Genomic DNA, 12,278 nt, shown 5'->3' with positions numbered 1-12,278 from the left:
TCACTGACGGCGGATCGCGCCGTCGGGCGACTGAGGTGCTCAGCACGGAGGCGGTCGGAGCAGGACCTCGGGTGTGAGGCTGTCGGCTAGGCGCCGGGGTGGGGCGCCAGCGCGACGATGCGCTCCGCTCGCCGCAGTACTGGGGCATCCACCATTATGCCCTCGAACGCGAACACCCCCCGGGCATCGCGGGCGGCGTCGAGCCCGTGTCGCGCCGTGCGGCCGGTTGTCGCGACCGGCGTGACCGCTGCGCGGGCACGACCAGATGGCGCCCTTCGCGGTCTCGCGGTCGCCTACCCCGCCCGCGGCCCAGGCCGGCCTTGCGATGGGCCGCTGACCAGCGCATTTCATGATCTGCGAACGTTTGCCTCAGCCTCGCTTGTCATCGTGCATGGCGTCAGCAGCTCGCCGAAGACACGCGACGAGCGACCAACCAGAAGGAGATCAAGATGAAGAGTCATGCAATTAAACGCGTTGCGGCTGCCGCGGCACTAACAGCGTCGGCACTTGGCGCGGTGGGGTCATTCGCGGTGATGACCGCCGACGCAGCGGATGCCAGGCCGATGGAACGCGACAACAAGAGGTACTGCGCCAAGGTAAACAGCGATCTCGAACGTACCGGGGCCCTATACATGGATGCCCTGAGCAAGTACGGGAGAGACGACAGACTCACCCTGCAGGCCGCGAGCAACCTCCAACGCGCAGAAAACGCGTGGGTGGCGGCGAGCTGTTAGGGGCGCGGCGGCTGCCTATGAGCACCCTGGCGAGTGGCACTTCCGTCTCGGAAATGATCGGACGGATGTGCCACTTACCACGGCAGTGCGCGACAGCCGCGGCTACGACATGCCCGGCTGATCGGGCGCATCTCCAGTAGCACCCGGTTCAGTCCCGCGGAACAAGCCTGACGATGCGCTCGGCGCGCCGAAGCACTGGCGCGTCGACCATCACACCTTCGTGCGCGAAAACGCCGCGCTCGCTCTCCGTCCGGGCCAGCACGGCACTCGCCCACTGGATCTGATCCTCGGTGGGTGCATAGCCGTCGCGGATCACCGCGACCTGCGACGGGTGGATCGCGACCTTCACGTCGAACCCGACCGCCACCGCGTCGTCGACCTCGGCGCGCAGGCCGTCGAGGTCTTTGATGTCGAGGTAGACCGAGTCCAGCGCCAGCCGACCGTAGGCCTTGGCCGCCAGCAGGGTCTGCGAGCGCACATGCCTGGCGACCTCGCGGTAGCTGCCGTCGGGATAGCGGTTGGCCGTGCCGCCGGTGACCGCGAACAGGTCCTCGGCGCCCCACATCAGCGCGATCGCGTTGTCCGTCCGGGCCAGGTCATTGACCGCCAACGCACCAAGGGGCGTCTCGATGAGCACCACCACGTCCAGCGGCGCGAGGTCGCGGACCTGTTGCGGCTCCTCGGTTTTCGCGAGCATGACGGTGGTGTAGGCCGTCTTCCCCAGCGCCTCGAGGTCGAGGTGATGCTCGGCGGTGGTGCTCGGGTTGACCCGCACCACGGTGCGGGCGGGGTCGAGCGGGGTGTCGACGAGCGCGGCGCGCGCGGCCTCGCGGTCCTCGGCCGCCACCCCGTCCTCGAGGTCGAGGATGACGACATCGGCCGCCGCAGCGGCCTTCTCGAACCGCTCGGGTCGGTCGGCCGGGCAGAACAACCAGGCGACCCCGGGGCCGGCGAGGGCCATCAGTCCTCCTCCGCCGGCTTCTTGCGCACCATCGTCTTGCGCGACGCCGTGGCCACGACGTCGCCGTGCTGGTTGCGGCCGGTGTGGGCGAACGTCACGATGCCTTCACCGGGCCGGCTCTTGGACTCGCGCTTGTCGGTCACCTCGGTCTCGGCATACAGCGTGTCGCCGTGGAACAGCGGCTTCGGGAAGGCCACCTCACCGAACCCGAGGTTGCCGACGATCGTGCCCTGCGTCAGCTGGGCCACCGAGAGACCGACCAGCGTCGAGAGCGTGAACATCGAGTTGACCAGCCGTTGGTTGAACGGCGGCAGGGCATCGGAGAACGCCGCGTCCAGGTGCAGCGCCTGGGTGTTCATCGTCAACGTGGTGAACAGCACGTTGTCGGCCTCGGTGATGGTGCGGCCGGGCCGGTGCTGGTAGAGGACACCGGGCTCGAACTCCTCGAACCACAGCCCGCGCTGGACGATGACCTTTCCCGCTCCCGCCGCTCCGCTCACAGGCCTGCCTCGCGCGCGATCAGCATCAGCTGCACTTCTGTTGTCCCTTCGCCGATCTCGAGGATCTTGCTGTCGCGGTAGTGCCGCGCGACCGGGTACTCGTTCATGTAACCGTAGCCGCCGAAGACCTGCGTCGCGTCGCGCGCGTTGTCCATCGCGGCCTCGCTGGCCACCAGCTTGGCCACGGCCGCGGCCTTCTTGAACGGCTTGCCCGCCAGCATCAGCGCGGCCGCGTCATAGTAGGCGGTGCGGGCCGCGTGGGCGCGGGCCTCCATTCTGGCGATCTTGAACGAGATGGCCTGATATGTGCCGATCTTCGCCCCGAAGGCCTCCCGTTCCCTGGCGTACTTGATGCATTCGTCGACGCAGCCCTGCGCGGCGCCGACCGACAGCGCCGCGATCGCGATGCGGCCCTCGTCGAGGATGCGCAGGAAGTTGGCGTAGCCGCGCCCGCGTTCCCCGAGCAGGTTCTCTTCGGGCACGCGCACGTCGTCGAAGCTCAGCGGGTGGGTGTCCGAGGCGTTCCAGCCGACCTTGTTGTATGCCGGTTCGGCGGTGAAGCCGTCGGTCGGCACGGGCACCAGGATCGACGAGATCTCCTTTTTGTCACCCATTTCACCGGTGACCGCGGTGACCGTCACCAGTTTGGTGATGTCGGTGCCCGAGTTCGTGATGAACTGCTTGGAGCCGTTGATCACCCAGTGGCCGTCGTCGACCTTGGCCGTGGTCTTGGTGGCGCCCGCGTCGGTACCGCCGCCCGCCTCGGTCAACCCGAACGCGCCCAGCGCCTTACCGCTGGCCAGCAGCGGCAGCCACTGTCGCTTCTGCTCTTCGGTGCCGAACCGGTAGACCGGCATCGCGCCCAGCGACACCCCGGCCTCCAACGTGATCGCCACGCTCTGGTCGACCTTGCCGAGCTCCTCCAGCGCCAGGCACAGCGCGAAGTAGTCGCCGCCCATGCCGCCGTACTCCTCGGGGAACGGCAGCCCGAACAGGCCCATGTCGGCCATTCCGGCGACGACCTCGTACGGGAACGAGTGCTCCTCGTCGTGTTTGGCGGCCACCGGCGCGACCACGCTCTGGGCGAAGTCGCGCACCGTCTTGGCCAGTTGCTCGTAGTGGTCGGGCAGCATGCCCGTCGCCATCAGATCGCTCATGACTCTTCCTTCTGAGTTGCGGTGACCCGCGCCACCGGTTGCCCCACCTTGACTTGATCGGCTACGGCGACAAGCAGTTCCACCACACCGTCGACCGGGGCGGTCAACGCGTGTTCCATCTTCATGGCCTCGATTGTTATCACCACCGTGCCCGCGGTCACCGTGTCGCCGTCACCGACGCCCACCGCCACGACCGAGCCGGGCATGGGGCTGGTCAGCTCCGCGTCGCCGCTGTGCTCGTCGTCGGCGCGCACCGGCGCTTCGCGCACCTCCTCGACGACAGCGGTGTGCCCGCCACCGGCCAGCCACAGCTGACGGCCGCTCCCCGCGACCAGGTACTCGGTGCGCACGCCGTCTAGCGTGACCGACAATCGGTCGCCCGCCGAAGAGGCCGTCAGCGAGTATGTTCCACCGTTCTCGACGACAGCGGTGGCCGAGCCCGGGGTGCCGGTGAGATAGACGTGTTCGGTGCGCTCGCCCGAGCGCAGTCGATACTTCGTCGGCGCCCGCTCCCCGATCCGCCACCCCGACGGCACCTCCCACAGCTCACCGGAGGATGCGTGCCAGGCGCGCAGCCACTTGGCCGCCGCGGCCGCGATCAATTCGGCATCACCGGCGGCGGCCGACACGAAGTCCGGCAGGCGTCGGTCCAGCAGCCCGGTGTCGAGTCGGCCCGCCGCGACGTCGGGGTCGGCGAGCAGGAACCGCAGGAACTCGATGTTGGTGGTGATCCCGAGCACCGCGGTCCGCGCCAACGCCCGGTCCAGTGCGCGCAACGCACCCGCGCGGTCGTCGGCGTGGGCGATGACCTTGGACAGCATCGGGTCGTAGTCGCTGCCGACGACTGTTCCGCAGGCCAGCCCGGAGTCGATCCGCACGCCGGGGTCCTGCGGCTCCGAGAGACCCAGCACGGTGCCGCCGGTCGGCAGGAAGCCGCGAGCGGGATCCTCGGCGTAGACGCGGGCTTCGATGGCGTGGCCGGTGAGCACGATCTCGTCCTGGCTGACCGGCAGCTTCTCGCCGCCCGCGATGCGCACCTGCTGTTCGACCAGGTCGACTCCGGTGACCAGTTCGGTGACCGGGTGTTCCACCTGCAGACGTGTGTTCATCTCCATGAAGAAGAACTCGTCGGGCCGGTCGGCCGACACGATGAACTCGACAGTGCCCGCGCCGGTGTAGTCGACGCTGCGTGCGGTGTCACAGGCGGCCGCGCCGATCCGCGCCCTGGTGACCGCGTCGAGCAGCGGCGAGGGCGCCTCCTCGATCACCTTCTGGTGGCGGCGTTGCAGGCTGCATTCCCGTTCGCCGAGATGCACGACGTTGCCGTAGCCGTCGGCCAGCACCTGGACCTCGATATGGCGGGGGCTGAGCACGAACCGCTCCAGGAACAGCGTGTCGTCGCCGAACGCGGCGGCGGCCTCCCTGCGGGCCGAGACGAGGGCAGCCGGTAGCTCGTGGGCGTCGTGCACCACGCGCATGCCCTTGCCGCCGCCGCCGGCCGACGGCTTCACCAGCACCGGATAGCCGACCTCGCCGGCACCCGCGATCAGGTCGGCGTCAGTGAGTCCTGCGCGCGAAATGCCGGGCACCACCGGCACTCCGAATTCCGAGACCGCGGCTCTGGCGGCGATCTTGTCACCCATGGTCCTGATCGCGGCGACCGGCGGCCCGATGAACACGATCCCGTTGTCCTGTAGCGCGGCGGCGAATTGGGCGTTCTCCGACAGGAATCCGTAACCGGGGTGGACGGCCTGCGCGCCGGTGCGCAGCGCTGCGGCGATCACCGCGCCGATGTCGAGATAGCTCTGCCGTGCCGGGGCGGGACCGATGTTCACCGCGACGTCGGCCTCGGCGACGTGGCGGGCGCCGGCGTCGGCATCGCTGAAAACCGCGACCGACCGGATGCCCATGACACGCAGCGTGCGGATGACGCGCACGGCGATCTCGCCGCGGTTGGCGACCAGGATGGTGTCGAAGTTCATGGGCGTCTGCAACTCATCACATCCGGAAAACGCCGTAGGAGACCGGTTCGACCGGCGCCTGGCCGACCACCGAGAGCGCCAGCCCCAGAACCGTTCTGGTGTCGGCGGGATCGATGACGCCGTCGTCCCACAGTCGAGCGGTGGAGTAGTAGGGGTTGCCCTGGTGTTCGTACTGCGCCCGGATCGGGGCCTTGAACTCCTCTTCCTCCTCAGCCGTCATCTCGCCGCGGACCGTCGCCAGGACGGCCGCCGCCTGCTCACCACCCATCACCGAGATCCGAGCGTTCGGCCACATCCACAGGAACCGCGGCGAGTACGCCCGTCCGCACATCGAGTAGTTGCCTGCTCCGTAGGACCCGCCGATAACCACTGTCATCTTCGGAACCCTGGCACATGCCACCGCGGTGACCATCTTTGCGCCGTGCTTGGCGATGCCGCCGGCTTCGTAGTCGCGGCCCACCATGAATCCCGAGATGTTCTGCAGAAACAGCAACGGTGTCATCCGCTTGTCGCACAGCTCGATGAAATGCGCGCCCTTGAGCGCCGATTCACCGAAGAGCACGCCGTGGTTGGCGACGATGCCGACCGGATGGCCATGGATGCGGGCGAAGCCGGTGACCAGCGTGCTGCCGTATTCGGCCTTGAACTCGGCGAATTCGCCGCCGTCGACGATACGCGTGATCACCTCGTGGACGTCGTAGGGAGTGCGCGAATCGACCGGGACGACGTCGTAGAGCTCGGCCTGGTCGGCGACCGGCTCGACCGTCGGCCACACCTCCCACGGCGGCTTCTCGCGCGGACCCAGCGTGGCCACGATGCGTCGCACGGTGCGAAGCGCGTCCCGGTCGTCGTGGGCGAGATGATCTGTCACACCCGAGGTCTTGGAATGCAGATCGCCGCCACCGAGTTCCTCCGCGGTCACCACCTCACCGGTTGCGGCCTTCACCAACGGTGGGCCGCCGAGGAATATCGTTCCCTGGTTGCGCACGATCACGGCCTCGTCGCTCATGGCGGGCACATAGGCGCCACCCGCCGTACACGACCCGAGTACCGCCGCGATCTGCGGGATCCCCTGGGCGCTGAGCGTGGCCTGGTTGTAGAAGATGCGGCCGAAATGCTCACGGTCGGGGAACACTTCGTCCTGCCGCGGCAGGAATGCCCCACCCGAGTCGACCAGGTAGATGCACGGCAGACGGTTCTGCTTGGCCACTTCCTGGGCCCGCAGGTGCTTCTTGACGGTGACCGGATAGTAGGTGCCGCCCTTCACCGTGGCGTCATTGGCGACGATCACGCACTCACGGCCCGACACCCGGCCGATGCCCGTGATGATTCCGGCGCCCGGGCACTGGTCGTCATACATGCCGTCTGCCGCCAGCGGGGTCAGTTCGAGAAAGGGGCTGCCGGGGTCGAGCAGATCGTCGACACGGTCGCGGGGAAGCAACTTGCCGCGGTCCACGTGGCGCTCACGGGCCCGCGCCGGGCCGCCGAGCGCGGCGGCGGCCAGCTTCGAACGCAATTCGTCGACCAGCGCGAGATGCTGCTCGCGATGTGACCGCGGAGTCATCACAGAACCGTTCAGTTGAGTTAATCGTGACTAACTCATGGTATGTTAGTCACGATTAACTCAGATGTCCACAGCGGGATGGGAGGCGCGATGTCGGCTACGGCGGTGCCCGGGCCCGCGACCACGCGGCGAAGCAGAGCGAAGTCGGACCGTCGTTCCCAGTTGATCGCCGCGGCCGAGCGACTGGTCGCCGAACGCGGCTATCTGGCCGTGCGCCTCGAAGACATCGGCGCCGCGGCCGGGGTGAGTGGGCCGGCCATCTACCGCCACTTCCCCAACAAGGAAGCGCTGCTGGTCGAACTGTTGGTGGGCATCAGCACCCGACTGCTCGCCGGTGCCGACACGGTCGTGGCAGAGGCGCGGAACCCGAGAGCTGCACTGGACGGGCTCATCGACTTTCACCTGGACTTCGCGCTCGGCGAGTCCGACCTCATCCGGATTCAGGACCGCGACCTGAACAACCTGCCGCCGTCGGCCAAACGGCAGGTTCGCCGCGCTCAGCGGCAGTACGTGGAAATCTGGGTCGATGTGCTGTGCCGCGTCAACGGCTCGCTGCGCGAGGACGAGGCCAGGGTGATGGCACACGCGGCGTTCGGACTGCTGAATTCGACACCGCACTCGGTGAAGGCGGACGCAGCTAAAGGGGCCGAGGCCAGCTCGCGAACCGTCCTGAAAGCCATGACGGTTGCGGCGCTGACCCCGGCCGCAGGAAGCGCTTAGGCGCTAATACCAGACTTTTCGCCCGCCGACCGCGCGTCCCATCGCACCCAGGATCCAGAACACCGCGCCGATCACGAGCAGCACCACACCGATCCAAGTCAGGATCGAGATATTGAACACCAATCCCAGAATCACCAGAATTGCTCCGAGGATGATCATGGCATCTCCATTTCTCTTGAATTGTTCGGTGCCAGAGGACTACTGACTCGGCTGTGGTATCTCGCAGTCGGTCACCTCGGGGTTGACACCGGCATAGTTCAACGGGCCGGCCACCACAGTGAGAGCGATGCTTCCCGCCGTCGCACAGTTGGCTTCAGTGTCACTGAAATAATCGCGCTGATAGGCGGCAACCACACCGATCAGCAACCAGATGAGCACGATAACGCCGATAATTCCGCCACCTCGCATATTGCGCCTCCTTTTTCAGCGTGAACTGGCGCGTGCGCAGCGAGTTTACCCGGCAGATAATTTGTCCAAACCTGGCTACGGCGTCAATTCGGTCACGACTTCGGCGGTGCGCTGAATGCCTCAATCAGCCACTCGCACATGGCCTTGACCAGCACCGCTCGATTTTCGCGCTTGTCGATTTCGTGGCCGTCGTCGGAGAACATCAGCAGATCGACTCTCCGGTTAAGAGTTTGCAGCGCTTCGAACATTTGCTGGGACTCACTGGGCGGGACATTGGTGTCATTGGCGCCGTGCACGAGCAGCAATGGTGCGGTGAGCGCGTCGACCCGCTGCAGCGGCGATAGCTGCTCGAGCAGATCGCGATCGCTGATCGGGTGGCCGTACTTAGGATATGCGGCCGCGGCGATCCAGGGTTCGGTGTTGCGGTACCACGTGTTCAGGTCACTCATCCCGCAGATGGAGATGCCCGCGGCGAAGGAGTGCGGATGGAAGGTCATCGCCGCCTGCGTCAGGTAGCCGCCATAAGACCATCCGCAGCAGGCGACGCGGTCGGCCGGAACGAAGCCACCGTCGACGAGGTATGCGGCGGCGTCGGCAACGTCGTCGATCGCCGCGAACCGCCGCTCCCTGTCGTCGGCGTGCATGAAGTTGCGGCCGAAGCCGCCCGAACCCCGCACGTTCGGCAGGAACACCGCGATGCCCTCCTCGAGCAGTCGGGGGAAGAACTCGTTGTAACCCGGCCTGCCCTGGCCTTCCGGGCCGCCGTGCAGAAACAGCATCGCGCCGATGGTGGCTACACCGTCCGGAGGCCGAAAGAGCCAACCGGTGAACTGCAGCCCGTCGCGTGCGGTGACGGTCTCCAGGGTCGGGTCGGCGGCGACGGGACCCGAACTGGGTTGGCGGTCAACGGGCTCCCACTCGCCCGTGCGGGGGTCCACCAGTTCCACGGACGGCGGTGTGGACGGTCCCTCCACTGTAAGCGCCAGCATCGATCCGCCCGCGCTGATGCTCAGCTCACTGGCCACCATGCCGGGCAGCGGAGTCGGGTCGTGCAAGAAGTTGTCGCCGAGTTCGAGGATCTGTAACTCGCTGGCGCCGTGGATATTCCACAACATCGCTACGGTGGACTGGTCATCGCTGACGGTGAACTCGTCGAGTTCGTAGCCCGGCTTCTCGGCGATCACCTGATAGGCGACCCCGTCGGGAGTGGTGGTCACCTCGAGCAGTCGGGCATGCTCGGCGCCGTTCTCGCTGCGGATCAACGCCCGCACGTAGCCTTCGGTGCTGTTGAGACCGAAGGTCTTCGCCGGCTGGTACAGCTCGAATGCCTCGCCCTCGAGGCCTGCTCGCAGTCGGCGCGGCCCGTGGTCGTCGAGAATTATGCCGGTGTCGGTGGTGGAGCCCGGATCGTATGGCAACAGGGCGATTTCGGTTTGACCGCGCAGCATCATGAGATCGCGGTAACCGCGCGGACCGACCCGAACCAGAGCGGTACCGGCCCACGCGTCGACCAGGCGTCCGCTCGACCGCCGGTCAAGCACGATGGTGTCGCCGGTGGCCGGGTCGATCAGACACGAACTGCCGACGCCGTCCGCACCGGTCAGGATCGCTGCGACCTTGGTGCCGTCCCAGCTGATCAGCTCGGCAGTGCCCTCCGGCATCTCCGCAGGCCAGGAATCGATGCGACGGGCATCGCGGTCATCGGGATCGGTTGTGACGACCCACAGTTGCGTGCGACTGCTGCCGTCGGGCGCCACCTCGCAAGCGAGCCAGTGACCGTCGGCGGAGTGCAGCACCCGGGTGATGGGCCCCTCGATGGGCAACTCCACGTCGCGCGACGAGGTGGCGCGCCAGCCGCGCAGGAACCGCTGCACCGCCCGCGGGTAGCCCCCTTCGTCGACCAGATGGGCGAACGCGGTGGCATCCGGCGACATCGAGGCGCCGTAGATCCGACGTATCTGCTCTCCCACCGCTCCAATTCTGCATAGCCCTCGCCGCGGCCGCCCACCGACGCCCCGCCCGAGCCCTTGAGCCGTCGGCGCCGAACGGGTGCGCCGAGACCGGTGCGAGGTCACGGCCAGTTGAGCGGGTGCCCAGGTACCGTGGCAGCCATGAGGTGGGCATGACCGATCCATACCGCGGGCGCGAGGAGCAATCCGGCTACCGCGGCGGGCCCGATCCGAGCCAGTCCCAGGGGTACGGCTACCCCGGGTACACCGATCCCGCCTACGCCAGCCAAACTCCGTACGGCCCGACCTACGAGACGCCCGCGCCGACGCAGCGGCTCTCATCGCCGTACGGCTATGACCCGTATGCGACCGGCCAGTACGGTGCCGGCTACCCGCCCGGCGAACCCCCGGGCCCGCCGCCCGAGGAGCCGAAGTCACCGCGCTGGCTGTGGGTGGTGGCCGGGGTCGCCGTGGTCACCGTCGTCGGCCTGGTGATCGCGCTGGTCATCGTCAACAGTTCGCGGCAGGAGACGGTCGTCGCACCCGTGCCGCCGATGCAGGAGCCGGACTTCACCACGTCCGCGCCCACCACGACGACCCGGGCGCCCACCGTCCCGCGGCTGCCCGCCCCGACGGTGCCTTCGGTTCCGACGGTGCCGACCAGGCCGCCGACCACCGCACCCGGTGTCACGCAGACCGTCGTCTACGAGGTCTCCGGCGACGGGCGCGCCATCAACATCACCTACGTCGACAGCGGTGGGCTGCTGCAGACCGAGTTCAACGTGCTCCTGCCATGGAGCAAGCAGGTGGAGCTCAGCGCGCCGGCGGCCTCATCGGCCAGCGTCAGCATCATCAACGTCGGCCGCGAAGTGAACTGCTCGATCACCGTCGACGGCGCCGTCGTCCAGCAGCGCACCGGCGCCGGCCTGACGATCTGCACGGCTGGCGGCTAGACCCGCAGCCGCCCGGGCACCCGCACGAACAGCATCGCCACCAAGCCCGCGGCGAGCACCACCACCAGCCCGCCCATGCCTGCGCGGTCGGTCCCGAACACCGCGATGAAGACCGAGAACAGCAGCGGAGCAAGATAGGAAACGGCCCGGCCGGTGGTGGTGTACAGGCCGAAGGCCACACCTTCCTTGCCGTCGGCCGACATCCGCAGCATCAGGGTGCGCGCCGCCGACAGCGTCGGCCCGATGAACAGGCACAGCAGCAGGCCACAGACCCAGAACGCCAACGGACCGTCCAGCGCCATCAACGTCAGGCCGGCGATGATCATCGCGGCCAGCGACGTGATGATGACCGGCTTGGCGCCGAAGCGGTCATCGAGCAGACCGCCGAGCACGGCGCCGATGGCGGCGATGACGCTGGCGCTCACCCCGAACAGCAGCACGTTGGCGCTGGAGATGCCGTAGACGTTGACGCCGAGCACCGCCCCGAAGGCGAAGATGCCGGTGAGTCCGTCCCGGAACACCGCGCTGGCGATCAGGTAGTAGATGACGTGGTGGTCACGCCGCCATTCGCTGACGATCTCGGTCCACAACACGCGGTAGCCGCCGAAGAACCCGACCGCGCCCCGCTCACGGTCTTCGTCGGGCGGCGCGCCGGGTGCCGTGAAGAGCAGGGGCAGGGCGAACACCCCGAACCAGATCGCGGTCACCAGCATCGCGGCGCGCACGTTCTGCCCGTCATCGGCGGCGATCCCCAGCAGCCCGCGGGTGTCGCCGTCGCCGGAGATGAAGCCGAAGTAGGCGATCAGCAGTAACACCACGCTACCGAAATAGCCGAGCCCGATTCCCATTCCGGAGATCTGCCCCGACGTCTGCGGGGTGGACAGCTGCCGCAGCATCGCGTTGTAGGGCACCGTGGCCAACTCGTTGCACGCCGATGCGCCCGCCAGCAGCACCAGCCCCGGCAGCAGGTAGTGCCAGTCGTCGCGGATGAAGCTCATGCCCGCGGTCGACACGGCGGCCAGCGCGGTGAGCATCGCCAGCACCCGGCGCCTGCGCCAGGGTGCGTCGACCCAGACCCCGGTGACCGGGGCCAGCAACGCGACCACCAGACCGGCGAGGCCGAGCGCCCAGCCCAGCCAACTCGCCGGGCTGCTGTCGCCGGGCAGCGTGTCGCCGACGGAGCTGGTGAGGTAGACCGAGAACACGAAGGTGACGACCATCGCGTTCAGGCCCGTGGCCCCGAAGTCCCACAGCGCCCAGGAAATGATCTGCCGCCGGCCCGCGGTCCGCACGGACGGCTCGGCCGAATCGGGTGGCTGGCTCATGATCGGCCCACGATATAGTCCCGCC

The 12,278-nt window shown here is 67.8% G+C and carries 12 protein-coding genes and 1 pseudogene; 3 read left to right on the top strand and 10 right to left on the bottom strand.

The features are described 5' to 3' along the window. Positions 1–86: 86 nt before the first annotated feature. A pseudogene (locus K3G64_RS16880) lies at positions 87–218 on the bottom strand (CoA ester lyase); the annotation flags it as partial. A 231-nt stretch (positions 219–449) separates the two neighbouring features. On the opposite strand from K3G64_RS16880, the gene K3G64_RS16875 reads away from it, so the two are divergent. Then, positions 450–734: a hypothetical protein gene (locus tag K3G64_RS16875; protein WP_238885944.1), complete on the top strand. Its 285-nt coding sequence runs from the start codon at positions 450–452 to the stop codon at positions 732–734. 148 nt (positions 735–882) lie between these two features. On the opposite strand, the gene K3G64_RS16870 is transcribed toward K3G64_RS16875, so the two are convergent. The 5 genes from K3G64_RS16870 to K3G64_RS16850 are packed head-to-tail and all read right to left on the bottom strand — an operon-like array spanning position 883 to position 6,898. Beyond that, positions 883–1,695 (bottom strand): HpcH/HpaI aldolase/citrate lyase family protein, encoded by an 813-nt coding sequence (locus tag K3G64_RS16870; protein ID WP_238885943.1) that lies wholly within the window; start codon positions 1,693–1,695, stop codon positions 883–885. After that, positions 1,695–2,195, bottom strand: a complete 501-nt coding sequence (locus K3G64_RS16865) for a MaoC family dehydratase (RefSeq protein ID WP_238885941.1) — start codon at positions 2,193–2,195, stop codon at positions 1,695–1,697. Before K3G64_RS16865 ends, K3G64_RS16870 begins: the two co-directional genes overlap by 1 nt. Next, a complete protein-coding gene (locus K3G64_RS16860; protein ID WP_238885939.1) occupies positions 2,192–3,352 on the bottom strand; it encodes an acyl-CoA dehydrogenase family protein in 1,161 nt (386 codons plus the stop codon). Before K3G64_RS16860 ends, K3G64_RS16865 begins: the two co-directional genes overlap by 4 nt. Next, the gene (locus K3G64_RS16855; RefSeq protein WP_238885938.1) at positions 3,349–5,334 is read right to left on the bottom strand and encodes an acetyl-CoA carboxylase biotin carboxylase subunit; all 1,986 of its coding nucleotides are present in this window, start codon (positions 5,332–5,334) and stop codon (positions 3,349–3,351) included. Before K3G64_RS16855 ends, K3G64_RS16860 begins: the two co-directional genes overlap by 4 nt. Before the next feature lie 16 nt (positions 5,335–5,350). Beyond that, positions 5,351–6,898: a carboxyl transferase domain-containing protein gene (locus tag K3G64_RS16850; protein WP_238885936.1), complete on the bottom strand. Its 1,548-nt coding sequence runs from the start codon at positions 6,896–6,898 to the stop codon at positions 5,351–5,353. 90 nt (positions 6,899–6,988) lie between these two features. Between K3G64_RS16850 and K3G64_RS16845 the strand changes: the two genes are divergently transcribed. Beyond that, positions 6,989–7,618: an SACE_7040 family transcriptional regulator gene (locus tag K3G64_RS16845; protein ID WP_238885934.1), complete on the top strand. Its 630-nt coding sequence runs from the start codon at positions 6,989–6,991 to the stop codon at positions 7,616–7,618. A 3-nt stretch (positions 7,619–7,621) separates the two neighbouring features. On the opposite strand, the gene K3G64_RS16840 is transcribed toward K3G64_RS16845, so the two are convergent. The 3 genes from K3G64_RS16840 to K3G64_RS16830 form a co-directional block, all read right to left on the bottom strand. Next, the gene (locus tag K3G64_RS16840) at positions 7,622–7,777 is read right to left on the bottom strand and encodes a DUF6131 family protein (protein WP_238885933.1); all 156 of its coding nucleotides are present in this window, start codon (positions 7,775–7,777) and stop codon (positions 7,622–7,624) included. A 39-nt stretch (positions 7,778–7,816) separates the two neighbouring features. Then, positions 7,817–8,026, bottom strand: a complete 210-nt coding sequence (locus K3G64_RS16835) for a hypothetical protein (protein WP_238885931.1) — start codon at positions 8,024–8,026, stop codon at positions 7,817–7,819. A gap of 92 nt (positions 8,027–8,118) precedes the next feature. Continuing rightward, complete coding sequence (locus K3G64_RS16830; RefSeq protein WP_238950754.1) at positions 8,119–9,960, bottom strand: alpha/beta hydrolase family protein; 1,842 nt, start codon at positions 9,958–9,960, stop codon at positions 8,119–8,121. A gap of 188 nt (positions 9,961–10,148) precedes the next feature. Between K3G64_RS16830 and K3G64_RS16825 the strand changes: the two genes are divergently transcribed. Then, positions 10,149–10,928 carry an MmpS family transport accessory protein gene (locus K3G64_RS16825; protein WP_238885930.1) on the top strand — a complete coding sequence of 260 codons (780 nt, stop codon included), beginning with the start codon at positions 10,149–10,151 and terminating at the stop codon, positions 10,926–10,928. Here the strand turns inward: K3G64_RS16825 and K3G64_RS16820 are convergent. Next, positions 10,925–12,253 carry an MFS transporter gene (locus K3G64_RS16820; protein ID WP_238885929.1) on the bottom strand — a complete coding sequence of 443 codons (1,329 nt, stop codon included), beginning with the start codon at positions 12,251–12,253 and terminating at the stop codon, positions 10,925–10,927. The two genes, K3G64_RS16825 and K3G64_RS16820, sit on opposite strands and share 4 nt — an antisense overlap. Positions 12,254–12,278 lie beyond the last annotated feature (25 nt).

Origin of the sequence: Mycobacterium sp. IDR2000157661 (genome assembly GCF_022317005.1) — a bacterium.
Lineage (GTDB): Bacteria > Actinomycetota > Actinomycetes > Mycobacteriales > Mycobacteriaceae > Mycobacterium.
This window is presented reverse-complemented; position numbering and strand designations above follow the sequence as displayed.

What these genes read in the sequence shown, in the direction of transcription:
- K3G64_RS16860 (WP_238885939.1), bottom strand. Translation starts at nt 3,352, where the DNA reads ATGAGCGATCTGATGGCGACGGGCATGCTGCCCGACCACTACGAGCAA.
- K3G64_RS16840 (WP_238885933.1), bottom strand. Translation starts at nt 7,777, where the DNA reads ATGATCATCCTCGGAGCAATTCTGGTGATTCTGGGATTGGTGTTCAAT.
- K3G64_RS16830 (WP_238950754.1), bottom strand. Translation starts at nt 9,960, where the DNA reads ATGTCGCCGGATGCCACCGCGTTCGCCCATCTGGTCGACGAAGGGGGC.
- K3G64_RS16825 (WP_238885930.1), top strand. Translation starts at nt 10,149, where the DNA reads ATGACCGATCCATACCGCGGGCGCGAGGAGCAATCCGGCTACCGCGGC.
- K3G64_RS16850 (WP_238885936.1), bottom strand. Translation starts at nt 6,898, where the DNA reads ATGACTCCGCGGTCACATCGCGAGCAGCATCTCGCGCTGGTCGACGAA.
- K3G64_RS16835 (WP_238885931.1), bottom strand. Translation starts at nt 8,026, where the DNA reads ATGCGAGGTGGCGGAATTATCGGCGTTATCGTGCTCATCTGGTTGCTG.
- K3G64_RS16875 (WP_238885944.1), top strand. Translation starts at nt 450, where the DNA reads ATGAAGAGTCATGCAATTAAACGCGTTGCGGCTGCCGCGGCACTAACA.
- K3G64_RS16820 (WP_238885929.1), bottom strand. Translation starts at nt 12,253, where the DNA reads ATGAGCCAGCCACCCGATTCGGCCGAGCCGTCCGTGCGGACCGCGGGC.
- K3G64_RS16845 (WP_238885934.1), top strand. Translation starts at nt 6,989, where the DNA reads ATGTCGGCTACGGCGGTGCCCGGGCCCGCGACCACGCGGCGAAGCAGA.
- K3G64_RS16870 (WP_238885943.1), bottom strand. Translation starts at nt 1,695, where the DNA reads ATGGCCCTCGCCGGCCCCGGGGTCGCCTGGTTGTTCTGCCCGGCCGAC.
- K3G64_RS16855 (WP_238885938.1), bottom strand. Translation starts at nt 5,334, where the DNA reads ATGAACTTCGACACCATCCTGGTCGCCAACCGCGGCGAGATCGCCGTG.